General features: G+C 68.9%; 22 protein-coding genes. 12 read left to right on the top strand and 10 right to left on the bottom strand.

Annotation, left to right across the window (positions count from 1 at the left end; all coding sequences use genetic code 11):
* Positions 1-50: 50 nt before the first annotated feature.
* The 4 genes from C9992_RS10980 to dnaA form a co-directional block, all read right to left on the bottom strand.
* Positions 51-575 (bottom strand): DUF721 domain-containing protein, encoded by a 525-nt coding sequence (locus C9992_RS10980; protein ID WP_106815626.1) that lies wholly within the window; start codon positions 573-575, stop codon positions 51-53.
* Positions 568-1782 carry a DNA replication/repair protein RecF gene (gene recF, locus C9992_RS10975; protein ID WP_106815625.1) on the bottom strand — a complete coding sequence of 405 codons (1215 nt, stop codon included), beginning with the start codon at positions 1780-1782 and terminating at the stop codon, positions 568-570. Before recF ends, C9992_RS10980 begins: the two co-directional genes overlap by 8 nt.
* Before the next feature lie 113 nt (positions 1783-1895).
* Entirely contained in the window at positions 1896-3050 is a 1155-nt protein-coding gene (gene dnaN / locus C9992_RS10970) for a DNA polymerase III subunit beta (protein WP_106815624.1), read from the bottom strand.
* A 491-nt stretch (positions 3051-3541) separates the two neighbouring features.
* Positions 3542-4978: a chromosomal replication initiator protein DnaA gene (dnaA, locus tag C9992_RS10965; protein ID WP_106815623.1), complete on the bottom strand. Its 1437-nt coding sequence runs from the start codon at positions 4976-4978 to the stop codon at positions 3542-3544.
* A 307-nt stretch (positions 4979-5285) separates the two neighbouring features.
* Between dnaA and rpmH the strand changes: the two genes are divergently transcribed.
* The 8 genes from rpmH to C9992_RS10920 all read left to right on the top strand — a co-directional run bounded on the left by rpmH (position 5286) and on the right by C9992_RS10920 (position 12256).
* Positions 5286-5423, top strand: coding sequence for a 50S ribosomal protein L34 (gene rpmH / locus C9992_RS10960; RefSeq protein ID WP_022879826.1), 138 nt, complete (start codon positions 5286-5288; stop codon positions 5421-5423).
* A gap of 8 nt (positions 5424-5431) precedes the next feature.
* Positions 5432-5767, top strand: coding sequence for a ribonuclease P protein component (rnpA, locus tag C9992_RS10955; RefSeq protein WP_106815622.1), 336 nt, complete (start codon positions 5432-5434; stop codon positions 5765-5767).
* A complete protein-coding gene (yidD, locus tag C9992_RS10950; RefSeq protein WP_106815621.1) occupies positions 5764-6120 on the top strand; it encodes a membrane protein insertion efficiency factor YidD in 357 nt (118 codons plus the stop codon). Before rnpA ends, yidD begins: the two co-directional genes overlap by 4 nt.
* An 8-nt stretch (positions 6121-6128) precedes the next feature.
* Positions 6129-7271, top strand: coding sequence for a membrane protein insertase YidC (gene yidC, locus C9992_RS10945; protein ID WP_106815620.1), 1143 nt, complete (start codon positions 6129-6131; stop codon positions 7269-7271).
* A gap of 31 nt (positions 7272-7302) precedes the next feature.
* Positions 7303-7824 carry a Jag family protein gene (locus C9992_RS10940; protein WP_106815619.1) on the top strand — a complete coding sequence of 174 codons (522 nt, stop codon included), beginning with the start codon at positions 7303-7305 and terminating at the stop codon, positions 7822-7824.
* Positions 7825-7851: 27 nt separating this feature from the next.
* Positions 7852-8493 carry a 16S rRNA (guanine(527)-N(7))-methyltransferase RsmG gene (rsmG, locus tag C9992_RS10935; RefSeq protein ID WP_106815618.1) on the top strand — a complete coding sequence of 214 codons (642 nt, stop codon included), beginning with the start codon at positions 7852-7854 and terminating at the stop codon, positions 8491-8493.
* A 1886-nt stretch (positions 8494-10379) separates the two neighbouring features.
* Positions 10380-11309 (top strand): ParA family protein, encoded by a 930-nt coding sequence (locus C9992_RS10925; RefSeq protein WP_106815909.1) that lies wholly within the window; start codon positions 10380-10382, stop codon positions 11307-11309.
* Positions 11309-12256, top strand: coding sequence for a ParB/RepB/Spo0J family partition protein (locus C9992_RS10920; RefSeq protein WP_106815616.1), 948 nt, complete (start codon positions 11309-11311; stop codon positions 12254-12256). Before C9992_RS10925 ends, C9992_RS10920 begins: the two co-directional genes overlap by 1 nt.
* A 56-nt stretch (positions 12257-12312) precedes the next feature.
* Here C9992_RS10920 and C9992_RS10915 read toward each other — a convergent pair whose 3' ends face one another.
* A complete protein-coding gene (locus tag C9992_RS10915; protein ID WP_106815615.1) occupies positions 12313-13584 on the bottom strand; it encodes an RNA polymerase sigma factor in 1272 nt (423 codons plus the stop codon).
* Between the two features lie 57 nt (positions 13585-13641).
* Between C9992_RS10915 and C9992_RS10910 the strand changes: the two genes are divergently transcribed.
* On the top strand, positions 13642-13989 hold the full coding sequence (locus C9992_RS10910) for a tryptophan synthase subunit alpha (protein WP_106815614.1): 348 nt from the start codon (positions 13642-13644) through the stop codon (positions 13987-13989).
* A gap of 9 nt (positions 13990-13998) precedes the next feature.
* On the opposite strand, the gene C9992_RS10905 is transcribed toward C9992_RS10910, so the two are convergent.
* The 5 genes from C9992_RS10905 to C9992_RS10885 all read right to left on the bottom strand — a co-directional run bounded on the left by C9992_RS10905 (position 13999) and on the right by C9992_RS10885 (position 20004).
* Positions 13999-14415 carry a YciI family protein gene (locus C9992_RS10905; protein WP_106815613.1) on the bottom strand — a complete coding sequence of 139 codons (417 nt, stop codon included), beginning with the start codon at positions 14413-14415 and terminating at the stop codon, positions 13999-14001.
* Between the two features lie 208 nt (positions 14416-14623).
* A complete protein-coding gene (gene trxA, locus C9992_RS10900; RefSeq protein WP_045301944.1) occupies positions 14624-14947 on the bottom strand; it encodes a thioredoxin in 324 nt (107 codons plus the stop codon).
* Between the two features lie 98 nt (positions 14948-15045).
* On the bottom strand, positions 15046-16032 hold the full coding sequence (gene trxB, locus C9992_RS10895) for a thioredoxin-disulfide reductase (protein ID WP_106815612.1): 987 nt from the start codon (positions 16030-16032) through the stop codon (positions 15046-15048).
* Positions 16033-16183: 151 nt separating this feature from the next.
* Positions 16184-17797, bottom strand: coding sequence for a murein biosynthesis integral membrane protein MurJ (murJ, locus tag C9992_RS10890; protein WP_106815611.1), 1614 nt, complete (start codon positions 17795-17797; stop codon positions 16184-16186).
* Positions 17794-20004, bottom strand: coding sequence for a DUF6049 family protein (locus C9992_RS10885; RefSeq protein ID WP_160150870.1), 2211 nt, complete (start codon positions 20002-20004; stop codon positions 17794-17796). The genes murJ and C9992_RS10885 overlap by 4 nt, the downstream gene beginning before the upstream one ends.
* A gap of 116 nt (positions 20005-20120) precedes the next feature.
* On the opposite strand from C9992_RS10885, the gene C9992_RS10880 reads away from it, so the two are divergent.
* The 3 genes from C9992_RS10880 to C9992_RS10870 all read left to right on the top strand — a co-directional run bounded on the left by C9992_RS10880 (position 20121) and on the right by C9992_RS10870 (position 25095).
* Positions 20121-21641, top strand: coding sequence for a DUF7059 domain-containing protein (locus C9992_RS10880; protein WP_106815609.1), 1521 nt, complete (start codon positions 20121-20123; stop codon positions 21639-21641).
* A gap of 173 nt (positions 21642-21814) precedes the next feature.
* Positions 21815-23281 (top strand): CCA tRNA nucleotidyltransferase, encoded by a 1467-nt coding sequence (locus tag C9992_RS10875; RefSeq protein ID WP_106815608.1) that lies wholly within the window; start codon positions 21815-21817, stop codon positions 23279-23281.
* Positions 23282-23463: 182 nt separating this feature from the next.
* The gene (locus C9992_RS10870) at positions 23464-25095 is read left to right on the top strand and encodes an ABC transporter substrate-binding protein (protein ID WP_106815607.1); all 1632 of its coding nucleotides are present in this window, start codon (positions 23464-23466) and stop codon (positions 25093-25095) included.
* The last annotated feature ends 70 nt before the right edge of the window (positions 25096-25165 follow it).

Genomic DNA, 25165 nt, shown 5'->3' with positions numbered 1-25165 from the left:
CTACGGCCCTGTGACGCGTCGAAAATGATTCCGACGACTCCTGACGTGCCTCAACCGTAGGTATCGCGCGGGCCGCGCCCTGGAATCGTTCTAGGACCCCATTTCCAGGAGGGGACGTCCGGCCCGATGAAGCGCACTGCGTCGACGCCCGCTTCCGGGAAGCGCCGGATGATCTCCGAGAGGATGTGCGCGCGCATGAGCTGGAGCTGCTTCGCCCACGCCGTCGAGTCGGCTTGCACCGTGAGCGTCCCCTCCGAGAACGCGACCGGGCGTGTGTGCCGGGCGGTGTCCTCACCGGCGACCTCGGCCCACGCCAGCACGACGTCTTCGCGGGCCAGCTGCGGGTTCCAGCCGGCCTCGCGAGTGAGATCCGACAGCACGTCGCCCACGCCGCGCGGGTCGCGGCCCGCTGTGAACGGCACGTTGACGTCGTCCTCGGTGCGCCGGCGCCGCCGACGGTACGAGCGCGCCGACGGCTCGAGTCCGCGAAGGCGCAGGTACGTCGCGATGGTCTCCGGCAGCCCGGTGCCGTGCGAGGCGCCGGCCGCGGACCCATCGGCAGCGGGATCAGGCATCCGTCGCCTCCGGGGCGGCCGGGTCCAGGATGCGGCCGGCCTCGACGCGCACCATGCGCGCGCGCAGGCCGTCGGGCACGTCGCCCTCGACGGCGGCGGTGACGATGACCTGCTCGTAGTCCGCCGCGAGTCCGGCCAGGCGTGCGCGACGCTCGGTGTCCAGCTCGGCGAACACGTCGTCGAGGATGAGCACCGGGTCGCCCAGCCGGGAGTCCGCACGCAGCAGCTCCGCCGACGCGAGGCGCAGAGAGAGCGCGACCGACCACGATTCGCCGTGCGAGGCGTACCCCTTCACCGGCAGCCCCCGGATGCGCAGCAGCAGGTCGTCGCGATGGGGGCCGACCAGTGTGAGCCCACGCTCCAGTTCGGCGGCACGTTTGGCGGCGAGCGCCTGGCGGAACATGTCGGCGATGCGGGCCGTCGACGATTCCGTGCCCTCGACGCGCGCATCCGCGGCGACCGGGAGGGATGCCGCCACCTGCGCGTCGCCGTCCTCCCCCGTCTCGGCGCCCGCGATCGACAGCGCCCATTCGATCTCGGGATCGTGATCGGCACCCGCGATGGCGGTATAGGCGTCGGCCAGCGGAGCCGCCAGGTCGGAGGCGAGCGCGAGCCGCGCGGCGATCAGCTGCGTTCCGAGGGCGATGAGCTTGTCGTCCCACACGTCGAGCGTCGACAGGGCGTCACCACGGATGCCGCGTGCCTTCGCCGATTTCAGCAGGGCCGTGCGCTGTTTCAGGACGCGATCGTAGTCACCGATCACACCGGCCATGCGCGGGGACCGCTGGATGAGCAGCTGGTCGGCGAACCGCCGACGCCCCGACGGGTCGCCGCGCACGATCTGCAGGTCTTCCGGAGCGAAGAGCACGACCTGTGCATAGCGGGGCAGCTCCGCGGGCTTGACCTGGGACCCGTTCACGCGCGCCTTGTTGGCGCCCTGGCGATTGACCTGCGCTTCCAGCTGCACGCGTCGCTCGCCGTGCGCCAGACGCGCGCGGATGATCGCGGCATCCGCCCCGTCACGCACCATCGGCGCATCGTTGGAGACACGATGGGAGCCGAGCGTGGCGAAGAACCCGATCGCTTCGGCGAGGTTCGTCTTGCCCTGACCGTTGCGGCCGACGAAGACATTCGGTCCGGGCCCGAGCTCGACGTCGGCGGCCGCATAGTTGCGGAAGTCGACGAGGCTCAGGTGCTCCACGATCACCGGACAAGCCTAATGATCGGCGCCGACGCCTGCTCCGGTCGTTGAGCGAGCGGGGACGCTTCGTCTCGCCGGCGCTCGCTCAGTGTCCGACTCCCGAGACGGAGCGCGTCGCGTCACCGCAGGAGGAGGTTGGGCTGCAGCAGGTACCGGAACGAGTCCGACCCGGCCCTGTCGACCGAGGTCTGGGGGGTGATGAGCACCGGGCTCAGCTTGTTGGCGTTCTCGCTCGAGGTGAACGTGATGCGCACGAACTCGCTCTTCACGGCGCCGAGCGACTCGAGCAGGTACTGCGGATTGAGGCCCAGGGTCACTTCGTCGCCGCCCAGCAGTGTGGCATCGACGGACTCGGTGGCGCGCGCCTGCTCGGTGCCCGAGGCATCCATCGACACGCTGTCGGCGGTGAAGGTGAACCGCAGCGGCGCCGAGCGGTCGAGCACCAGCGACACTCGGCGCACGGCCTCGGCGAGCTCCGCGGTGTTCACCACTGCGTGGTGCTCGGTCTGCTCGGGGAACAGGCGCCGAACCGGGGGGAAGTTGCCCTTGATCAGCAGCGACGTGACGGTCTTGTTGCCGGCGGTGAACGCGATGATCTCGCGGTCGCCCGAACCGGAGAACGCGATCGATATGTCGCCGCCGTGCGCGAAGGTCTTGCCGACCTCGGTCAGCGTGCGGGCGGGAACGAGCGCCGTCGTGCCCTCTTCGGTCGCCGCGCTGCCGCCGTCCCACGGGATCTCGCGCAGCGCGACCCGGTAACGGTCGGTGGCGACGAGGCTGAGATTCGTTCCGGACACCTCGAGCTGCACACCCGTCAGCACCGGAGTGACATCGTCGCGGGAGGCGGCGAAGGCGACCTGCGCGATCGCGGTGGCGAAGTCGTCGGCGGGTACGAGACCGGAGTCGCCGGTGACCTCCGGGATCGCCGGGTACTCCTGCACCGGCATGGATGCGAGCGTGAACCGGGCCGACCCGCACGTCAGCAGGATGCCGCCGTCGTCATCGACCGCGATCTCGATGGGAGCGTTCGGCAGACGGCTGGCGATGTCGGACAGCAGGCGGCCGTGCACGAGGATCGTGCCCGGCTCGTCGACGGTCGCCTCGATCGTGGTGCGCGCCGAAGCCTCGTAGTCGAATGCGGCGAGCGAGAGTCCTTCTTCGGATGCCTCGATCAGCACGCCCGCGAGGATCGGCTGGGGGTTCCGCTGCGGCAGGAGCTTGACGACGAACGATACGGCTTCGCTGAACACATCGCGATTGACGTGGAACTTCACGAACGCTCCCTCTGCAGCGGACCCGCAGGCTGCGGGCTCGGGGTTCTCATGCTAGTGCCAGCCTCGGAGATTGCCAGTCCCGGTTCACCGACCGACTCGCCCGCCGATCCGTCCACCGCAAAGGTGATCGGACGAGTTCTTCATGATGGATTTCTTGTCATGGTGTTAACAGCTGTGGAAACTGTGGACAACTGACGCGATCGCAGTCGGCACACCGAAACCACACGCGTGTGAGTTGTGGAACGGCTGCGGATGCGCTTGCGGACGCGGAACGGGTCGGCCGCCGGCATCCGTCATTCATCCACAGGCTTCCCCGCGTCGCCCACAGTCGTTTCCGCAGCCTGCGAGAGTTATCCACAGGTTTTCCACACTGTGCAGAACCGGAATAATGGCGTGGCTCGGGACCGCTGTCAAGAACTTCTTTCGGCATATGTGCGAATGGGCCCGCGTGTCGTCACACGCGGGCCCATCGGGCGGTGCAGCAGCAGCCGTCAGCGGCCGTTTCGACCCAGCTGCGCCGTGATCTCGGTGACCTGGTTGTAGATCGAGCGGCGCTCTTTCATGAGCTCACTGATCTTCTTGTACGCGTACATGACGGTGGTGTGGTCGCGGTTGCCGAATAGCTGGCCGATCTTCGGCAGCGACAGGCTCGTGCGCTCGCGGCACAGGTACATGGCGATCTGCCGAGCCGTGGCGACCGACTGCGAGCGGCTGGAGCCGTACAGGTCGTCGACGGTCAGCTTGAAGTACTGTGCGGTCGCACTGATGATGTCCGTCGGCGAGATGACGTTGGCGTCATCCTGGTCGACGATGTCTCGCAGCACGGTCTGCGCCAGCGACATGTCGAGCGTCGACCGGTTGAGGCTGGCGAACGCCGAGACGCGGATGAGCGCGCCCTCGAGCTCGCGGATGTTCGACGAGACGACGGTCGCGATGTACTCGAGCACCTCGTCGGGGATGTGCAGCCGCTCGGACTGGGCCTTCTTGCGCAGGATCGCGATGCGCGTCTCGAGGTCGGGCGCCTGCACGTCGGTGATGAGGCCCCATTCGAACCGGCTGCGCATGCGGTCCTCGAAGCCGGTCAGGTGCTTGGGCGGCACGTCGCTCGTGATCACGACCTGCTTGTCGTGGTCGTGGAGCTGGTTGAACGTGTGGAAGAACGCCTCCTGCGTCTCGGCGCGGCCCTGCAGGAACTGGATGTCGTCGATGAGCAGGATGTCGACATCCCGATACCGCGCCTGGAATGCCGAACCCCGGTTGTTGGCGATGGAGTTGATGAAGTCGTTCGTGAACTCCTCGCTGGACACGTACCGCACCCGGATGCCCGCGTAGAGGCTGAGGGCGTAGTCGCCGATCGCGTGGAGGAGGTGCGTCTTCCCGAGGCCGGAGTCGCCGTAGATGAACAGCGGGTTGTACGCCTTGGCCGGCGCCTCGGCCACCGCGACCGCGGCGGCATGCGCGAAGCGGTTGGACTGTCCGATGACGAAGTTGTCGAACGTGTACTTCGGGTTGAGCCGGGTGTCGCTGCGCGAGACGGATGCCACGTCCGCCGGTTCGTCCAGCGGCGGACGCCCGACCGGCGACACCGTCGGGGCGACAGGCGCCGGCGCGGAGGCGAGCGGGGTGGGCGCGGACATGTGGGCGTCGGCGAGGTCGGGGTTGACCACGACCCGGAATGTGGAGGCCGGGTTCTGGTCGTCTTGGGCCACTCGCGTGAGTGCTTCGAGGATGGGTGCCCGCATGCGCTTGGTGAACTGCGCAGCCGTCAGATCGTTGGGCACGTCGAGGTAGAGCGTTCCGCCCATCACACCCTGCGGCACCGCGAGGTTGATGAAGCCGTGAAGCTGCGGAGTGATGCGATCGTCACGCACGAGTTCGTCGAGAACGGCGGTCCAGACAGGAACATCTGGAACTTCGTGCGGTGACATGGCCCCCCCGGGATGTTGATGATTCCACCGGATGCCGCGGAAACGTCGGCCCGAGCCTGTGGATAACTGCCGGAGCCACGCTAGTCAGGAGGCGTCGCGTGAGCAAACTCCACTGTAGATCGGGCCTGCGTGTCGGTGCCAGGGTGGAGGAGGAGCCGGTGGATAATGACACGTTCTGCGCCCGGTTTGAGTTCTCCGGCGTCTCGACGTAGCCTTAATCGGTTGACTTATGCCCTCGCGGCAGTCGCCCCTGTACACACGTCCCCGGTCTCGAGCGTCCCGGTGACACCTGATCGGAAGTAGTCCCATGAGCAAGCGCACCTTCCAGCCCAACAACCGTCGCCGCGCCAAGAAGCACGGCTTCCGTGCCCGCATGCGTACGCGTGCCGGCCGCGCCATCCTCTCGGCTCGCCGCGCCAAGGGGCGCACCGAGCTCTCGGCCTGAGCCGAGCGGTGCTCGCGAGGCCGAACCGACTCACCCGCGGAGCGGAGTACAAGGCCGTTGTCCGTCGGGGTCGTCGGTGTGCCGGAGCGCATACCGTGATCTATGTCAGCCGCGTCGTGACCGATGGTCCGGCGCGGTTCGGCTTCATCGTGAGCCGTCAGGTGGGCGGCGCTGTCGTGCGCAACACCGTCCGTCGCCGGCTCAAGGCGCTGTGCTTCGAGTCGTTGGATGCCGTCGCGCCCGGCAGTGACGTCGTGATCCGCGCTCTGCCGAGCGCAGCATCCGCGTCGTTCGCCGAACTGCGCACTGACGTCACGAGATGTCTCGCGCGGAGGACGACATGAGCGTGCTCCCGGCCTACGCGCTCGGCGACGCGCGGTTCGAGGCATCCGATCTCCTGCGCAGCGTGCCGCTGCTCCCCCGCAACGCAGTGCTCGCGTTCCTCCACGGCTACCGCACGACGATCTCGCACACCTACGGCGACGTCTGCAAGTACTACCCGTCGTGCTCGGCCTATGCCGTCGGCGCGGTGCAGCAGCACGGCGCACTCGTCGGCTCGGCCCTGACCGCGGCCCGGATCGCACGCTGCCATCCCTGGGCGGTCGGCGGCGTCGATGACGTGCCGCCTCGCAAGAACTTCCGGCATGCGCTGACCCGCCACGGGTTCGTCGTGCCCGGCCCCACCGGAAAGGACTGATCCACCGCATGGATCTCTTGTTGGCCTCGACCCCCTCGCCTTCGCCAGCCGCGTCGGGCGGTGGCTTCGATCTGTTCGGGATCATCCTGTGGCCGCTGAAGTGGCTGGTCGAGGCGGTGCTGGTCTTCTGGCACTGGTTCTTCACCGCGATCGGGATGGCGCCGGCTGACGGCATCACGTGGGTCCTGTCGATCGTGGGCCTTGTGATCGTGGTGCGCGCGGCGCTGATTCCGCTCTTCGTGCGGCAGATCAAGAGCCAGCGCAAGATGATGGAAATCGCTCCTGAACTGCGAAAAGTTCAAGAGAAGTACAAGGGCAAGCGGGATCAGCTCTCTCGTGAGGCGATGAGCCGCGAGACGATGGCGCTGTACAAGAAGCACGGCACGACGCCGGTGTCGAGCTGCCTGCCCCTGCTGGTGCAGATGCCCGTGTTCTTCGCCCTGTACAGCGTGCTCAACGGCGTGCAGACGATCAAGAACGACCCGAATCACACCGGCGTGGGTCTGCTCACCAACGAGCTCATGACCGAGTTCTACAACGCGAAGCTGTTCGGCGTCGCGTCGCTGCACGAGACACTCATCCAGGCGTTCCAGACCGGCAACACGGCGGCGATCATCATCCTGATCACCCTGGTCGTGCTGATGATCGCGTCGCAGTTCTTCACGCAGCTGCAGATCATCTCGAAGAACCTCTCCCCCGAGGCCAAGACCGGCCAGGCGTATCAGATGCAGCGCATCATGCTGTACATCCTCCCGCTGGGCTTCATCTTCTCCGGCGTCTTCTTCCCGCTCGGTGTGGTCATCTACTGGTTCGTGTCGAACCTGTGGACCATGGGTCAGCAGTTCCTCGTCATCCGTGAGATGCCGACGCCCGGCTCGGAGGCCGCCAAGGCGCGCGAGGAGCGCCTCGCCCGTCGCGGCAAGGCGATCGATGCATCGGGCAAGGTCGTGCCGATGGAGAAGTACCTCGCCGAGCAGCAGCGCCTCTACGAAGAGGCCGAGCGCGCGAAGGCGACGGCACCGAAGCGTCAGCAGCCCGTGAGCAAGCAGCGCGCCAAGAAGCAGGCGCAGAAGCAGCAGGGCTCCAAGCCCGCTGGGCAGTCATCCGGCGAGCCCGACTCGCGCCCGTCGGGTGCCGGCTCCCCTTCCTGATTCCCTCCCACCCCTGCACCGAGGACACGTCATGACCACGTCGCCCGCGTTCGCCGCCGACCCCTCCCCGCGCGAGGATCGCACTCCCGCCACCGTCGCTCAGCTCGAGGAGGAAGGTGACATCGCGGCGGACTTCATCGAGGGCCTGCTCGACATCGCCGACATCGATGGCGACCTCGACCTCGACGTGCGGGCCGGCCGCGCGTACGTATCGGTGGAGGCTCCTGCCGGCGGGTCGGTGGCGCTCATCGCCGCTCCCGACACCGTGCAGGCGCTCCAGGAGCTGACCCGCATCGCCGTGCAGAACCGCACCGGGCGGTTCTCCCGTCTGATCCTCGACATCGGCGGATCGCGGGACGCGCGCCAGCACGAGCTGACGGTCCTCGTCGACCGCGCGATCGCTCGCCTGGACGACGGCGCCTCGCAGGCCTCGCTTCCGGCGATGTCGAGCTACGAACGCAAGGTCGTCCATGACATCGTCGCCGAGCGCGGGTTCGTTTCGGAATCGTACGGCGAGGGCGCCGACCGGCACACCGTCATCCGTCGCGCGTGAGCGCATGTTTCACGTGAAACATCTCCGATGAGCGCCGATTCGCCGATCGTCGAGATCGAGCCGGAGCCCGCTGCCGCTGCGAAGATCTTCGGCGATCGCATCGAGGTGGCACGCCGGTTCGCCGACGCCCTGGGGCGGCACGGTGAGGAGCGTGGGCTGATCGGTCCGCTGGAGCCGCCTCGGCTGTGGTCCCGTCACATCCTCAACAGCGCCGTGATCGCACCGCTGTTCACCGGTCGCGTCGGCGACGTCGGCTCGGGCGCGGGTCTTCCCGGGCTCGTGCTGGCGATCGCCCGGCCGGACGTCGAGTGGATTCTCATCGAGCCGATGGAGCGCAGGGTGGCGTGGCTGTCGGAGCAGGTCGCTGCCCTCGGGCTGGACAATGTCGAGGTGCTGCGCGCACGCGCCGAGGATTGGAAGCGTGGACCGGTGCTGGATGCTGTCACCGCCCGCGCCGTCAGCGCTCTGCGTACGCTCGTGCCCATCACCGCTCCCCTGGTGCGCGACGGCGGCGAGCTGATTCTCCTCAAGGGCACGAGCGCCGCGAACGAGATCGAGGCGGCAGAGAAGCAGCTGCGCAAGTTCAAGCTGACGAATGCTCGTGTCGAGGTCGTCGGCGAGGGCCTCCTCGAGGAGCCCTCGCGCGTCATCCGCGCAACCGTCCGCTGATTTCCCCGTCGGCTCCTGCCCGCCGGTTGCAGCGAGGGGACAAGCGCATCGCGAGACCGCCGCCAAGAACCTCTCCGGTCCCGCCCAGCGCATCGCCTCCTCCCGCGCATCGCACAACGAGATCCCTCTCCCCAGATGTGCCGACGATGCTCCCGTTCGCGGCGCTGGTCTCGATGCTTGGCGGTGTGGCGACGTCTTCGAGTGCGCAGACTGGCCGCTGTTTGTCGGAAGCATGCGTGACCTGGAAGAGAGGCTCGCACGGCATCAGAACGGCGATGGCCCTTCTCACCCCAATCCCGCCTTGGCCTGCGACTCGTTCACGAGAAGTTGGATCATGCCCCTCGTAACGAAGCCGCGCCGGCCCACTGTTTCACGTGAAACATCGATGCCCCAGATCAACGCCTCCCCGTCGGCTGAGTAGCGACGAAGGAGCGTATCGAGACCCCTTGTCACCGCGCCTGTGATCGCGTTGAAGCTCGCGGCCCCTTGCGGGCTGACTCTCGTCTCGATCAAGCGCCGCTTTCCTCCCGGTCGAGGAGCGACGAAGGAACGTATCGAAGCCCCCTGGCCTAGCTACATCTCGCCTCCGACGTGAAGTCCGCGAGCAGCACGACCGAGAGCGAAAAGCAGTCGATCGGCGTTGCGCAGGGGTGAGCCCCCCAGCCGCCGCAGCAGGAAGAGGCTCATCCAATCCATCCGGGGGCCCGCGGCCAGACGGGCCGCCGGCTTGCAGTGTCATCGGAGTGCGACGCTCCTGCCCGGTCGCCGAACGTTTCACGTGAAACGACGCGTTGACGGGACGGGCGTGCTGGTGCGCCTCGCGTCGCGACACCGATCGCGATGCTTGGCGCGATGGCTACATCCTCGAGTGCGCAGACTGATCGGCGTTTGTCGGACGCGCGCGTGACTTGGAAGAGAAGGCTCGCACCGCATCCGAACGGCGAGGGCGCTTCAAACCCAATCCCGCCTTACGGTGCACCCGATCTCCCTCGAGCAGTTCGATTGTGTGGACGACGCAAATCGGCGCGAGAAGCAGGTTCAGGGCTGGCGTCGGGCGAGGCGTCCGGCACTCGCTCAGGAGAAGGTGGATCAACGGCCCACCCTCGCCAACAAGTTGCGCCTGCCACCGTTTCACGTGAAACATCGATGCTGCATCTCGCCCCTCCCTGCCGGCGGCGTAGCGACGAAGGAACGTATCGAAACCCCCAGGCCTAGCTACATCTCGCCTCCGGCTTGAAGGCAGAGAGCAGCACAACCGATAGCGAGAAGTTCGTCGATCGGCGTTGCGCAGGGGTGAACCTCCGCCTCCGTCGCCGCAGCAAGAGGCTCATCAAATCCATCCGGGACGGCCGCGGCCAGACGAGCCGCCGGCTCGCCGCGTTATCGGCTGCCCATCGACAAGTCGTCGATGAACTCGTCGGACGGGTGTCTGACCTCTGCGTCTCAAGACCGGCGGCATCAATGAGCCTTCCCCACGCTTATCACGCGCGGCGGCCAGCGGCATCGGGCCGTGGCCTCGGCACCAGCGTGGCGAGCGATGATGATACGGATCGAGCAGGCGAGGTACGAGCCGCATCGAGATCCGCCCAGCGGTCACTGGCGCGCGTCGCGATACGCGCCTTGTCGCTACTCAACCCGCGGGCGGGGGCGGTTCGCATGTTTCACGTGAAACATTTCGGCGATTGGTTGAGGAAAGCGGTCTCGATACGCTCCTTCGTCGCAACACGACCGGCGGGTGCCGGCGGTCGCGCGTTCACGCGAAATGCTTCGGCGCTGCGGCTCGCCACTCGACCGGCGGAAAGGGCTTGTGGGAACGGGGGGTGGGGGTAGGGCGGGATAGAGTGGAAGGCGTTGTTCACCGGCTCGCGAAAGGGAGAGTGTTTCACGTGAAACAGCCCGACGAGACCGAAGCTCCGGCATCCTTCTCGTTCGATGACTCACCGATCGCCCGGGAACTCGCAGACCTCTCTGCGCGCAGAAAGGCGCTCGAACACGCGACCGTCCAGCTGACTGGTCGCACCCGTGTGCTGACGATCTCGAACCAAAAGGGCGGCGTCGGTAAGACGACGACCACCGTCAATCTCGCGGCAGCCCTCGCCGACCGCGGCGCCCGCGTTCTGGTCATCGATCTCGATCCTCAGGGGAACGCCTCCACCGCACTAGGTGTGCCGCACACGGCCGAGACGCCGAGCGTGTACGACGTGCTCATCGATGAGTTCCCCCTCGCCGACATCGTGCAGGTGAGCCCCGAGTCCCCCAATCTGCTGTGCGCTCCGAGCACCATCCACCTCGCCGGCGCGGAGATCGAGCTGGTTTCGCAGGTCGCGCGCGAGCATCGTCTGCGCACCGCTGTCGAGGACTACCTGGAGGGCCTCGAAGAGCGCATCGACTTCATCCTCATCGACTGTCCTCCGTCGCTCGGTCTTCTCACCATCAACGCTTTCACGGCCGCTGGTGAGCTGCTCATCCCGATCCAGTGCGAGTACTACGCCCTCGAAGGGCTGAGCCAGCTGCTCGGCACGGTCCGGATGATCCAGAAGCATCTCAACCCTCAGCTGCACCTCTCGACGATCATCCTCACCATGTACGACGGCCGCACGCGCCTCGCGCAGCAGGTCGCGGACGAGGTGCGCGCCCACTTCCCCCAGGAAGTGCTCGAGACCGTCATCCCGCGCTCGGTGCGCGTGTCGGAAGCGCCGAGCTTCGGGCAGACGGTCATCGCCTACGACGGTCAGTCCGCGGGCGCCATCGCATACCGCGAGGCGGCCGTGGAAATCATCCGGCGCGACAGCGCCACGAAGGAAGGGAACGCCTGATGGCAGCGAAGCGCACCGGACTCGGGCGCGGAATCGGCGCACTCATCCCCACGAACGAGCAGGCCGACGAACGCCCCTCCGACGTGTTCTTCCCGCGGCCCGTCGCCGTTGAGGAACCGCAGGACGATCTTCTCGAGGTTCCTGGCGCCCGCCTCGCCCACATCGACCCTCACGACATCGTGCCCAACCCGCGGCAGCCGCGGACGAACTTCGATCCGGAGCACTTCGCCGAACTGGTGCACAGCGTCCGCGAGTTCGGAGTGCTGCAGCCGGTCGTCGTACGCACCAACGACAAGGGTCAGTACGAGCTGATCATGGGCGAGCGGCGCACGCGCGCCGCCCGCGAAGCCGGCTTGACGTCGATCCCGGCGATCGTGCGCGACACCGCGGACGAGCACCTCCTCCGCGACGCGCTCCTCGAGAACCTCCACCGTTCCGAGCTGAACCCGCTCGAGGAGGCTTCCGCGTACCAGCAGCTCCTCGAGGACTTCGGCATCACACAGGAAGAGCTTGCGACACGCATCGGCCGCTCACGCCCGCAGATCAGCAACACCATCCGCCTGCTGAAACTCCCCGTGCCGGTGCAGCAGCGGGTGGCCGCCGGCGTGCTGACGGCCGGCCACGCTCGCGCGATCCTCTCGCTCGAGGACCCCGCGTCCATGCAGCGCCTCGCCGACAAGATCGTGAACGAGGACCTCTCGGTGCGCGCCGCCGAAGCGGCGGCGAAGCTTCCGGATGCCTCCCCCACGCGCGCTGCGAAGCCGCAGGCCGGATCGCGTCGGGCTCACCTGGACGAGGTCGCCGAAAGGCTCGGCGATCGCCTCAACACGCGGGTGAAGATCTCGCTGACGGCCAAGAAAGGCCAGATCAACATCGATTTCGCGAGCATTCAGGATCTGAATCGGATCCTCGAGGAGCTCGGGGAGACGGGGTACGGGGCAGCCTGACCGGGGTACCTGCGGCTGTGGTCGAGCTTGCAGGATCTCGCTGCGCTCGTTCCTCGCTAGTCGATCGGCGAGCCAGTCAGGGCGGCGGCCCGGCGACGCAGGAGCGCGGCCTCGGCCTCGTTGCCGGGAAGCGCGGCGGCTTCGAGAAACGCGGCCGCCGCGGCATCCGGTCGGCCGACTCGCTCGAGAAGTTCCGCCCGCACCGCTGACAGGGGTCGGAAGCCCTTGAGCTCGGTTTCGAGCTCGTCCACCACGGCCAGTGCCGCCTCCGGGCCCCGCACCATCGAGAGCGCGACCGCGCGGTTCAGGCGCACCACGGCGGACGGCGCCAGGGTCTCCAGAGCGTCATAGAGCGCGAGGATGCGGTTCCAATCGGTGGCCGCGAACGTCGGCGCCACCGCGTGGCACTGCGCGATCGCCGCCTGCAGCCCGTAGTAGCCGAGGCCCCTGCCGGCGGCATCCGCTCTGGCCCGTGCCTCCAGGCCGCGCGAGATCGCCGACCGGTCCCACCGGCGCCGATCCTGGTCCTCCAGCGTCACCGGCAGACCGTCGTCGTCCACGCGGGCCGCGAAGCGGGACGACTGGAACTCCATCAACGCGATCAGCGACCAGATCTCGGGCTCGCGGGGCATGAGCGCCGCCAACTGCCGTCCGAGGCGTACCGCTTCGCGGGCGACATCGGGGCGGAGCGCCCCCTCCCCCTCGGCCGACGCGTAACCCTCGGTGAAGAGCAGGTAGATCACCTGCAGCACGCTGGCAAGACGGGCGGGGCGCTCTGCGCGATCGGGCACCTCGAAGGGAACGCCCTCCCTCGCGAGCGACCGCTTGGCCCGCACGATACGCTGCTGCACCGTCGGCACGGTCATGAGCAGCGCACGAGCGATCTGCTCGGTGGTCAGACCGGCAACGGTGCGCAGGGTGAGCGCAAGGCGCGCCTGCGCCGGCAGCACGGGATGGCACGCCACGAAGACGAGTCGCAGCACGTCGTCGTCGATCCGGTCGGGGTCGGCCTCGTCGGGGACCGAGTCTCGGGTCTCCGCCTCCAGCACCTCGGTTGCGAACATCGGCTCGCGCTGGGCGAACCGTTCCCGCCGGCGCCAGCCGTCGATCGCCCGTCGCTTGGCCACAGACATCAGCCACGCCCCGGGACTGCTCGGGATGCCGCTTCCCGGCCACGTCGCGAGCGCCTCGACGAGCGCCTCCTGGGCGAGATCCTCGGCCCAGGCGAAGTCACCGGTGTGACGGGTCAGTGCCGCCACGATGCGCGCCGACTCCTCGCGCCAGACCGCCTCGACCGCCCGGCGAGCGTGTCCATCCTCGGAGGTCATGCTGTCAGCGTAAGCGGGTCGGGCCCCGACGTCGGAATCGCGGCGTACCCTTGACGGGTGGCAGACGACGAACAGACCCCGCGCCGGCGCGCGAGCCTGGAGCTGCTTCGTGCCGAAGCCACGGACGAGCTCTCGGTGCTCATCACCGAGCGACTCCGGGCCGGTGAAGACCCCTGGGACTTCATGGATGACCTCCCCACGGTCGACGAGCTCGTGGTCTTCATGCTCCGCGCCGAGAACATCGCAGCCAACGGCGGTGCCCGCCCGAATGCGAGCCGGCACTACCGCGTGCTGCGCCAGATCGCGCTCGACTATCCTCCGCTCACGAGCGCCGTCTGGCGGCTGCTCGGAGACGCCAACACGCACCGTCGCTGGGATGCCACGGTGCGTGCCGACGCGAGCTGAGCGCGAGGTTCAGGAGTTGGCCGCCCGCCACTCCCGCTCCTTGGCGACCCATTCGTCGTTCTGGTCGAAGTCGCTGAGCTCGTTGACGCGCCGGACCTCCAGCGCCGTACCGGGGCCCAACGGGCACTTGCGCGCCCAGTGCTCGGCCTCCTCGCGGGAGGCGACCTCGAGGATCCAGAAGCCGGTGAACACCTCGCGCGCCTCCGCGAACGGACCGTCGGTCACGGCCGGGGGCGTCGAGTCGAAGTCCACACGGAACCCCTCGGACGCTTCCGAGAGCCCCTCGGCACTGAGGAAGACGCCGGCCTTCTGCAGTTCCTCGTTGTAAGCGCCCATGGCGGCGTACGCCTCGGCCATGTCGGTCGTCGTGGGGTCGAATGCGGCAGCCGCCGCGGCATCCACCTGCATGATGAGCATGTAACGCATCGGTTTCCCTTTCGTCGGGGCGTCTCGCCCTTCAGGGCCGCTCTGACCCTTCACCCTGTGCGTCGAACGAGATCCGCCCAGATCGACATCCCTCGCGAACATTCGTGCGCCCCGGTCGCATGCCGCAACGGCAATGAAACGAAAAGCCCGATGAAACCGCGAAACCCCGCCGGACGAGCCGGCGGGGTTTCGCAAGACTGCGGGGGCGTCAGCCGATGTATGCCGCGAGGTCCTGCTCGAGAGCGAACTTCGGCTTGGCGCCGATGATCGTCGTCTCGACCGCTCCCTTGTTGAAGACCTTCATCGCGGGGATCGACGTGATCTGGTACTTCATCGCGAGGTCGGGGTTCTCATCGACGTTGAGCTTCAGGATCGTGATCTTGTCGGGGTGCTCGGACTGGATCTGGTCCAGAACGGGCGACACCATGCGACACGGTCCGCACCACTCGGCCCAGAAGTCCACCAGCACCGGTCCCTCGGCCTGAAGCACGTCCTGCTCGAACGTGGCGGACGTGGTCGCCTTGGCGGTCATCTGTCTTCTCCTTCTGTGGAAGTCTCTCGGTGGTGTCAACAGCGCGGTTCGCGGGATTGTTCCCGGGCGTGTCGCACCTTCGGCTCGGTCGGGACGACTCAGACCGCGGTGACCTCGGGGAGGCCGTCGATCTCGGCGGCATCCGGTGCCGGCTCTCCCGCCTCGCCCAGACCGGCGAGGTAGTGCTCGAGGTCGAGGGCCGCGACCGTCCCGCTGCCGGCGGCCGTGACAGCCTGCCGGTACGTGGGGTCGATGACGTCGCCCGCGGCGAAGACTCCAGGAACGGAGGTGCGGGACGAGCGTCCGTCGACCCAGACCGTGCCCTCCGGCGTGAGATCGAGCTTGCCGTGCACGAGGTGGGTGCGCGGGTCGTACCCGATCGCCACGAAGACGCCGTCGAGCGCCAGCTCGCGGGTCGAGCCGTCGACCGTGTCCTTCAGGACCACACCGTTGACGGCGTCGTCGCCCAGGATGTCGACGACCTCGGCGTTCCAGATGAACTCGATCTTCTCGTTCTTGAACGCGCGCTCCTGCATGATCTTCGATGCACGCAGCTCGTCACGGCGGTGGATGATGTACACCTTCGACGCGAACTTGGTGAGGAAGGTGGCCTCCTCCATGGCCGAGTCGCCGCCGCCGACGACCGCGATCACGCGCTCACGGAAGAAGAACCCGTCACAGGTCGCGCAGTAAGACACGCCGCGGCCGGAGAGGCGCGATTCGCCGTCGATGCCGATCTTCCGCGGGGCGGAGCCGGTCGCGAAGATGACGGAGTCCGCCTCGTGCGTGGCGCCGCTGCCGAGCGTCACCTTCTTGACCGGGCCGTCGACATCCAGTCCGACGACGTCGTCGTAGAGCACCTCGGCGCCGAAGCGCTCGGCCTGCTCCTGCATCTTGGCCATGAGGTCGGGACCCATGATCGCCTCGGGGAACCCGGGGAAGTTCTCGACCTCGGTGGTGTTCATCAGCTCGCCGCCGGCCTCGACCGAGCTCGCGACGACGAGCGGGTTGAGGTTGGCGCGGGCGGCGTAGATGGCCGCCGTGTACCCCGCGGGCCCCGATCCGATGATGATGACCTGACGCACGTGCGCACCTTTCCTTCGTGAAGCCTCGGAAGCGTCGCGCGAGCGACTCGAAGGCTCCGGATGCTTCAACACATGGTAACCGCGTGGCATTCCGCCTCACGGCTCCACGCGGGTGGCCGCGGACCCCGTGACCTCGCGCGTGCGTTCCTGTTCAGCGTCGCCCGGGGACGAACCTGCGCACCAGTCCTGTCGCCGCCGCGAGTTCAGGCGCGCGCAGCAGCGCAAGGAACCCGGCGTACACCGCGAGCACGACGATGCCGATGATCGCCGCGCCGACAGCGCCCAGCACCTTGTCGGAGACCGTCCACCCGTCGACGCCACCGAGGAGCTGGAACGTGAGCCAACCGGCCCCGGCAGCGGGGACGGCGGCCAGCGCGAAGCGCCCGAGAGCCAGCAGCCACGAAGCGGTCCTGATACCACCGAGCCGGCGATGAAGCAGCCACGTCGCGATCACGACTTGTACGACGCTCGAGACGGACTGCCCGAGCGCGACGGCAGCCGTCAGATGATCGATGGGCAGGATGCCGGAGTCGAAGGCCCACAGCGCCGCCAGCGCCGTGAGCACGACCAGAGCGCACTGCACGATCGTGAACAGGAACGGCGTCCGCGTGTCGTCGTACGCATAGAAGCTGCGTTGCACGACGAACAGCACGGCCAGCGGGATGAGACTGACCAGGTAGCACAGCAGCACGCCGGCTGCGCCGATCGCCTCGGCGGGACTCCCCGTGAAGATGCGGGACGCCGGCACGGCCGCCACGGCGAGCGCGGCCGTCGCACCGACGACGAACAGCCCGAGGATGCGGATGCTGCGACCGATGTCGTCGCGCACCTCCTCGTCGCGTCCGGAGACGGCGTGTTCGCTGAGGCGGGTGAAGTACGGGGTCCCGATCGAGAGGACGATGATCGAGTACGGCAGCATGAACAGCAGCCATGCGTTCCCCGCCACGAACACGCCCGGGTGACCCTTGGGGACCTGCGACATCACCTGTGATTGCACGATCCCCGCAAGCTGCCCCGCCAGCACCATCAGGAATGTCCAGCCGGCGAGCTTCCCGATCTGGCCGAGGCCCACGCCGCGCCATACGAAGTCCGGGCGGATATGGAGCCCCGTGCGCCGCCAGAAGACGAACAGGATCGCGGTCTGGATCACGATGCCGAGCGTCGCCGTACCCGCGAGCACCGCGACCATGACCGGAGTCCACACCGTGGACTTGCCCGCCGGACCGAAGAGCCAGATGAACGCGAGGAAGCCGGCGATGGAGACCAGGTTGTTCACGATGGGGGCCCACGTGTACGGTCCGTACACGCGCCGCGCGTTCAACGATTCGCCGACGAGCGCGAACATCCCGTAGAAGAGGATCTGCGGCAGGCACCAGTAGGCGAACGCGGTGGCCAGTGCCTGCTGCTGCGGCGGGAACCCCGGTGCATACAGCGCGACCAGCCACGGGGCGGCCAGCGTGGCGACGACCGTCGTGGCCAGCAGCACCACCGTGCCGAGTGTGAACAGCTTCGAGACGAAGGCGCGCCCGCCGTCGTCGTGGGCGGCGGCCTTCACGATCTGGGGCACCACGACGGCGCTGAGAAGGCCCGTGGAGATGATCGCGTAGATGTTGTTGGGGAGCTGGTTGGCGACGGCGAACGCGTTTCCGCCGGCCGTCACCGCCCCGACGGCCGATACCAGGACGACCGATCGCAGGAACCCGGTCAGCCGCGAGACGATCGTCCCGGCACCGATGAGAACGCTGGCGCGACCGATCCCGCTCATCGCTGCTCGCTTCCGGTCGTGTCCCGATCGCCGTCGCCGCCGCGGTCCGAACGATCGTCGCTGCCGGCATCGTCAGCCGGGGTCGCGGCATCCGTTCCCCGTCGCCGGCGACGCATGCGCAGCACCGTCCGCACGACGCCGACGATCAGCAGTGCCCCGACCAGCACCGCCAGGGCGACGATGCCGACCGCCTCCCAGTCCGCCCAGACGTTCACATCGACCGTCTCGGGCTGCCCGATGGCGACGAAGGCGGGACTGCGCAGCTGCAGCGTCAGCGTGACATCGCCGCGGCCGACGCGCGCCTGCACCGGCACCTCGACGCGTGTGTTGCTCTCGGGCGTCGCCACGACGGGCGTCTCGCCCTGCACATCCAGCCGCAGATTGTCGCGCGTCGTGTACAGCACCAGGTTGACCGGGTAGGGCAGATCGTTGCGCACCCAGAAGCGCAGCGCCGCACTGGAGCCGTAGAGGTCACTGGGGCTGGTGGGCAGCAGCGCCACCGACCCGAGCGTCGCTGCCGTCTGATCACGGTGAGCGGCCAGCGCCGCGGGCCACGTGTCGTCGTCGATCCACGCGACACCCAGAAGCTGCAGGATCTCGGCCCGCTCGGGCCCGGTGAGCAGCGTCGGGTCGTCGAGGATGGTCGCGAACCGCGCGAGCTCGGCCTCCTGGCCCATGAGAGTGGATGCCGCGTCGACGCGTTCGGGCGGCTCGCTGACGTCGGCGAGCTTCACCTCGGCGGCCTCGCTCGCCGCGATGGCGGCCAGCGTGCGCGGCAGCACGTTGGGTGCGCTGAACGCGGCGGAGATCGCCGCGCCCAGCTCGACGCGGGTGCGCCCGTCGCCGCGCCCCACCGTCACGAGCAGCGGCCCCTGGGCGTCGGCGGTGGCGAACGACAGGTACGCGGTGGCGGCTGTCAGCGGATTGCCGCGCAGCCATGACTCCTCGCTCCGGGACGCCCGGTCCAGGGCGTCGGAGACGTCGCTGTCGTACACGAGCACGCCGGCATCGCCCCCCCGGCCGTGCGCCGGAACGGTGCGGCCGGCGGCCCCCGCCTCGGTGGTCGCGGACGGCACGAGGGTGACCGGCGGGGTGCCGTCGGCCGGGAGGCCGGCCAGCTGCGTGACGACGTCCGCGTCCGCGGTGCCGTCGGCGGGCCAGTAGACGCCGTTGCGCGTGGCCGGCCCGACCGCGAGCAGCTGCTCGGTCGTGGGGAGGACCGTCTGGGGGGCGGAGGTCGGCGTGGGTGTCGGGGTGGGCTCGGGAGTCGCGGACTCGAAATCCGACGGCTCCATGTAGGCGGTGAACGACGTGGGCTGCAGCGGCCGCGGCACGCCCGCCTGCAGCTGCGCGGTGACGTCGGCGTCGCCGAACTGCAGCGCGAAGCGCGAGTTCTGCATGGTCTCGAGCCGGGCGAGCCATTCCACGGCGGATTCCGGCGCGGACGCTCCGAGCACGCGGATGGCCGCCGGGATGGCGGGATCGACGGCGAGGATGGCCGAGGTGCCGGTGACGCTGTCGAGCTGATTGGTCAGGTCGCCGTCGGGTGCCGTGAGGGCGGCCAGCTCGTCGGAGGTCAGCAGACCCGCCGCCCGCGGGCCGGCGGTGATCGGCACCACGACCCCCAGTCCCACATCGGTGACGTCGTCGGCCGGCACGATCATCGCGCTCGTGGACCTGACGGTCCCGCTCTCACCCTCATAGGTAGCTTCGAGCGGATAGACCCCGGGGGCTCGACCCTGGAGCGCGGGGTCATCCGCGGGGACCGTCATGCCGCGCACTTGGAACGCGCCGGCGGCGACCGCGTCGAACACGGCGCTCGCCACCGGCTGCATGCCGGCCGCCTCGGCGGTCCCGCCGAGCCACTCCCCGAGATCCTCCCGGTCCGCGATGGGATCGGTTCCCAGTGACAGCGTGACGGTGGTGCCGGGGAGGTCGGCCGCGGTGCCGTTCTGCACCGAGATCGACACGTTCAGCGCGTCGCCCGGCCGGACGATGCCGTTGGACAGCGGTGAGAGCGTGAACAGCGTGGTGCCCGGCGGCACCGCGGGCGTCTGCGTGGGCGAGGGGGTGGGCGACGGCTCCGGTGCCGCCACCGCCGCACCGGGCACGAGCAGCCCGACCAGCACCGCGACGGCCGCCAGAGCTGCGGTCGCCAGACGCGCTGTGCGGCGCGGGGGACGCCGCAGGGCTCGCGGTGGGGTCACGATCATCCTGTCGGGGGTTCGCTCCTGTGCGATGTCCTGACCGCACGATCGTCTGCGATTCTACGGTCCGCTCCTCTGAGCCCGCCGGACGCCGGGCCGCACGGTTGAATGGTGAGGTGCTGCCCGAACCCGATCCCACCGTGTGCCAGAGCCTCACCGCGGACCTCCGCGACGCCGGCTACACCGCCGAGGCACTGCGTGACGCGTGGGGCGCCGCAGCCGACGACGCCATCGCACGCGGGCTGCGTTCGCCGGCCTCGCGCGCGCTCTCGGACCGCGGCGACGCGCTCGCCGTGCTGGGCCGGCTTCTGGTGCTCGGCATGCCGCAACCCGCCGCAGCCGTGGACCGCGCCCTCGTGCGCACCGGCGCGTCAGGACTCGTGCGGCTGGGACTTGCCGCCGCCGAAGGCGGCGCGGTACGACCCCTCGCGGTCGTTCGTCCGCAGTCGTATGCCGACGCGACCGGATCGGGGCAGTGGTGGGTCGCCAGCGACCTCGACGAGGCGGCCCTGGGCGGGCCGCTTCCCGAAGACCACGTGCTCGGCGTCGGGGGAGCCTCGCTGACACTTGCCGGACTCCAGCTTCCGACACCCGCCGCCACGGGCCTGGACATCGGCGCCGGCTGCGGCATCCAGGCGCTGCGGGCCCGGGCACACGTCGGGCACGTCGTCGCGACCGACATCTCGCCGCGCGCGCTGGCCTTCACGAGGCTCAACGCGCTGCTCAACGGTGTCGACGGCATCGAGGTGCGGCGGGGCAGCCTCTTCGAGCCGGTGGCGGGCGGGACCTTCGACAGGATCGTGTCGAACCCGCCGTTCGTCATCACTCCCCGCGCGGTCGGCGTCCCCGCCTACGAGTACCGTGACGGCGGCATGGTGGGCGACGACCTCGTCGCCGCCTTCGTCACGGGGGTGGGTGCGCACCTGGCACCCGGCGGTGTCGCGCAGCTCCTCGGCAACTGGGAGACGCGGGACGGCCGCGCGGGCCTCGAGCGCGTGCGGGAGTGGGTCGAGGCATCCCCGGTGCCGCTGGACGCCTGGGTCGTGGAGCGCGAGCGCTTGGATCCGCTGTCGTACGCGGAGCTGTGGGTGAGGGACGGCGGCACCCTGCCGGGAACGCCGGGCTTCGCGCGTCTCGTCGACGCCTGGCTTGACGACTTCGGCGCTCGCGGCGTGAGCGAGATCGGGTTCGGCTACCTCCTGCTGCGACGCCCTGCCGACGGGGCGCCGACGCTGTCGCGCTACGAGATCCTGCACACCGCGTTCGCGGGCGACAATCTCGGGGCGCATCTGGCCGCCGCCCTCGTCGCGCACGACAGGCTCGCGGGCCTGGACGACGCCGGGCTGGCGGCATCCGTCCTCACCGTGGCTCCCGACGTCACCGAGGCCCGGCACCACCTGCCGGGGGCGGAGGATCCCACCGTCATCGAACTGCGGCAGGGCGGTGGCTTCGGCCGCGCGCTGAGCGTGGATCCGGGCCTGGCGGCCCTCGTCGGCGCGTGCGACGGCGACCTGCCCGTCGGGGCGCTGGCGGACGCGATCGCCGAGCTCCTGGGAGTGGACGCCGCCGCCCTGCGGGCGGACCTGCTGCCGCGCGTACGCGAGCTGGTGTTCACCGGCTTCCTCGCCCTCGCGTGACCTGTTGCCGGGCGGTCGGCAGCAAGGGGCGTGAAACGGCCGGGCTGAATCGGCCCGGTCGGGGTCCGAGCGATGGATTCGAGGCGATCGAGCCCGTCGCTTTGACCGCATCGTGAGCGCGCAGGAGGGCGATGGCGGAGGGCGGGCGACACCGCCTCGATAGGCTGGAGCCCATGCTCAACATGGCCGAGGGCATCGCGCGCCTCGGCGCGCTCGCCGAGTCCCGCGTCGTCTCCACGCTCGCCCGCGCCTTCGCCGACGCCGGCTTCGACCTGGCGATCGTGGGCGGTCCCGTGCGGGACGCACTGCTCGGTCGCGCCACGAACGACCTCGACTTCACCACCGACGCGCGGCCCGACGACATCCTGCGCATCGTCACGCCGATCAGCTCCGCCCAGTGGGACATCGGGCGGGCGTTCGGCACCATCGGCGCGCGCGTGCGCGGCGCTCAGGTCGAGATCACCACGTACCGCGCAGACAGCTACGACGGCATCACCCGCAAACCGACGGTGGAGTTCGGCGACACGATCGAGGGCGACCTCGTGCGCCGGGACTTCACGGTCAACGCGATGGCGCTGCGCGTTCCCGGTCAGACGCTGGTGGACCCCACCGGGGGTGTGGAGGACCTCGTGCGCGGGATCCTCCGCACACCGGCGGACCCGGCGGTGAGCTTCGGCGACGACCCGCTGCGCATGCTGCGCGCCGCGCGGTTCGCCTCGCAGCTCGGGTTCGGGGTCGACCCGGCGACGGAGGCGGCGATGGCGGAGCTCCGCCAGACGCTCGAGATCGTCAGCCCCGAGCGCATCCAGGCCGAGCTCGTGAAGATGCTCGCCACCGACGATCCGGTGCGCGGCATCCGGCTCCTGGTCGAGACGGGCCTCATGAACGAGTTCCTCCCCGAGATCCCGGCGCTCCAGCTCGAGGTGGACGAGCATCATCACCACAAAGACGTCTACGAGCACTCGCTCACGGTGCTGCGCCAGGCGATCGATCTCGAGAAGACACGCAACCCGGGATCGGCGCCGGACGTGCCGCTGCGGCTGGCAGCACTGCTGCACGACATCGGCAAGCCGTCGACCCGCCGGCTCGAACCCGGCGGCGGCGTGACCTTCTACCATCACGACATCAAGGGCGCGCGCCTGGCCCGCAAGCGCCTGCAGGCGCTGCGGTTCGACTCCGCCACGATCGCCTCGGTCACCCGCCTCATCGAGCTGCACCTGCGCTTCTTCGGGTACTCGGAGGGCGCCTGGACCGACTCTGCCGTGCGCCGCTACGTGCGGGATGCCGACGCCGAGCTGGAACGTCTCCACATCCTCACGCGCGCCGACGTCACCACCCGCAATGTGCGCAAGGCCAGCCGGCTCGCGAGCGCCTACGACGACATCGAACGCCGGATCGCGGAGCTGGCCGCGCAGGAGGAGCTGGACTCGATCCGCCCCGAGCTCAACGGCAACCGCATCCAGGAGGTGCTCGGCATCGGCCCGGGCCGTGAGGTGGGCGAGGCGTACCGGTTCCTGCTCGACCTGCGGCTGGACCAGGGGGTGCTCGGCGAAGAGGAGGCCGAACGACGTCTTCGGGAGTGGTGGGAGAGCCGCCGCGACGGGGGCAGCACGCGCGCGTCGACGAGTACCTCCGATTGAGCACTCCGCCCTGCGGGAGCGGTCCCCAGAGCGCAGGATGCGGCATCCAGAGCCACGATCCATGGGTTTCAGTCTGGTTACGAATCGTTCACTGGATTGCTCTCTGGACCTGCGGGGGTCAAGATAGCCTGCGAGCCGCGACCACCTGACGCGGCCGACACCACTCACGCAGAGGTAGCACTATGTCACTGCACAACAGCACGCGCGCGCGTGTCGGCCTCGCCATCGGGGCCTTCGGCGCCTCGGCGCTCCTCCTCGCCGGCTGCGCCGGCGGTGGCGGCGGCGACGCCGACGGCGGCAACTCGGACGAGCCCATCATCGTCGGCACCACGGATAAGGTCACCACCCTCGACCCGGCGGGTTCGTACGACAACGGTTCGCTCGCGGTGCAGACGCAGGTGTTCCCGTACCTGCTCAACACCGACTACAACAGCAACGAGGTCGTGCCCGACCTGGCAGAGTCGGCGGAGTTCACCTCGCCGACGGAGTACACGGTCACCCTTCCCGAGGGCCTGAAGTGGGCCAACGGCAACGACCTGACCTCGTCGGACGTCAAGTTCTCGTTCGACCGCAACATCAAGATCGCCGACCCGAACGGCGCCTCGAGCCTGCTCTACAACCTCGACAGCGTCGAGACGCCCGACGAGACGACCGTGGTGTTCCACCTGAAGTCGCCCAACGACCAGGTCTTCCCCTTCATCCTCACGAGCTTCCCCGGTGCCATCGTCGATGACGAGGTCTTCTCGGCTGACGAGCTCACGCCCGACCAGGACATCGTCGACGCCAACGCGTTCGGCGGTCCGTACTCGATCACGTCGTGGGACTTCAACAAGACCGTCGAGTTCACGCCGAACGAGAACTACCAGGGCCTGCTCGACGCGCCGGTCAACAGCACCGTCGTGCTCAGCTACTACGCCGAGTCGTCGAACCTCAAGCTCGCCGTGCAGGAGGGCGACATCGACGTGGCGTACCGCAGCCTGTCGGCCACCGACGTCGACGACCTCACCGGCAACGACGACGTCCAGGTCATCAACGGCCCCGGCGGCGAGATCCGCTACATCGTCTTCAACTTCAACACGCAGCCGTACGGCGCCACGACCCCTGAGGCCGACCCGGCCAAGGCGCTTGCGGTCCGCCAGGCCGTGGCCGACCTGATCGACCGCGACGCGCTGTCGGAGCAGGTGTACAAGGGCACCTACACCCCGCTGTACTCGTTCGTCCCCGAAGGCTTCGCCGGTGCCACCGAGGCGCTCAAGCCGCTGTACGGTGACGGCAACGGCGGTCCCGACGCCGAGAAGGCCAAGGCTCGCCTGGAGGCGGCCGGCGTCGAGACGCCCGTCGCGCTCAGCCTGCAGTACAGCCCGGACCACTACGGCCCGTCGTCGGGTGACGAGTACGCCATGATCAAGTCGCAGCTCGAGGAGAGCGGCCTGTTCAGCGTCGACCTCAAGTCGACCGAGTGGGTGCAGTACTCCGAGGACCGCACGTCGGACGTCTACCCCGCGTACCAGCTCGGCTGGTTCCCGGACTACTCCGACGCCGACAACTACCTGACCCCGTTCTTCCTGACGGACAACTTCCTGGGCAACCACTTCAGCGACCCGCAGACCGAGGAGCTCATCCTCCAGCAGGCCGTGGAGACCGACCCCGAGAAGCGCACGCAGGAGATCGAGGACATCCAGGCGCGCGTGGCCGAGCTGCTCTCGACCGTGCCGCTCCTGCAGGGTGCCCAGGTCGCCGTGGCCGGCACGGACGTGGACGGCGTCATCCTCGACGCCTCGTTCAAGTTCCGCTTCGCACCACTGACCAAGTAGCAGTCGGATGACCGATGGGGCGGCCCGTGCACCGGGCCGCCCCATCGCCGTAGGCCGCACCGGCGGCACT

The sequence above is a fragment of the Microbacterium timonense genome (assembly GCF_900292075.1).
In the GTDB taxonomy this organism is placed as follows: Bacteria; Actinomycetota; Actinomycetes; order Actinomycetales; family Microbacteriaceae; genus Microbacterium; species Microbacterium timonense.
This window is presented reverse-complemented; position numbering and strand designations above follow the sequence as displayed.

Bases quoted from the DNA above. Each gene is read 5' to 3' on its own strand.
- dnaA (WP_106815623.1), bottom strand. From the start codon at position 4,978: ATGTCACCGCACGAAGTTCCAGATGTTCCTGTCTGGACCGCCGTTCTC.
- rpmH (WP_022879826.1), top strand. From the start codon at position 5,286: ATGAGCAAGCGCACCTTCCAGCCCAACAACCGTCGCCGCGCCAAGAAG.
- murJ (WP_106815611.1), bottom strand. From the start codon at position 17,797: ATGAGCGGGATCGGTCGCGCCAGCGTTCTCATCGGTGCCGGGACGATC.
- C9992_RS10915 (WP_106815615.1), bottom strand. From the start codon at position 13,584: ATGACCTCCGAGGATGGACACGCTCGCCGGGCGGTCGAGGCGGTCTGG.
- yidC (WP_106815620.1), top strand. From the start codon at position 6,129: ATGGATCTCTTGTTGGCCTCGACCCCCTCGCCTTCGCCAGCCGCGTCG.
- C9992_RS10905 (WP_106815613.1), bottom strand. From the start codon at position 14,415: ATGCGTTACATGCTCATCATGCAGGTGGATGCCGCGGCGGCTGCCGCA.
- yidD (WP_106815621.1), top strand. From the start codon at position 5,764: ATGAGCGTGCTCCCGGCCTACGCGCTCGGCGACGCGCGGTTCGAGGCA.
- C9992_RS10940 (WP_106815619.1), top strand. From the start codon at position 7,303: ATGACCACGTCGCCCGCGTTCGCCGCCGACCCCTCCCCGCGCGAGGAT.
- C9992_RS10875 (WP_106815608.1), top strand. From the start codon at position 21,815: ATGCTCAACATGGCCGAGGGCATCGCGCGCCTCGGCGCGCTCGCCGAG.
- C9992_RS10920 (WP_106815616.1), top strand. From the start codon at position 11,309: ATGGCAGCGAAGCGCACCGGACTCGGGCGCGGAATCGGCGCACTCATC.
- C9992_RS10980 (WP_106815626.1), bottom strand. From the start codon at position 575: ATGCCTGATCCCGCTGCCGATGGGTCCGCGGCCGGCGCCTCGCACGGC.
- rsmG (WP_106815618.1), top strand. From the start codon at position 7,852: ATGAGCGCCGATTCGCCGATCGTCGAGATCGAGCCGGAGCCCGCTGCC.
- C9992_RS10870 (WP_106815607.1), top strand. From the start codon at position 23,464: ATGTCACTGCACAACAGCACGCGCGCGCGTGTCGGCCTCGCCATCGGG.
- trxA (WP_045301944.1), bottom strand. From the start codon at position 14,947: ATGACCGCCAAGGCGACCACGTCCGCCACGTTCGAGCAGGACGTGCTT.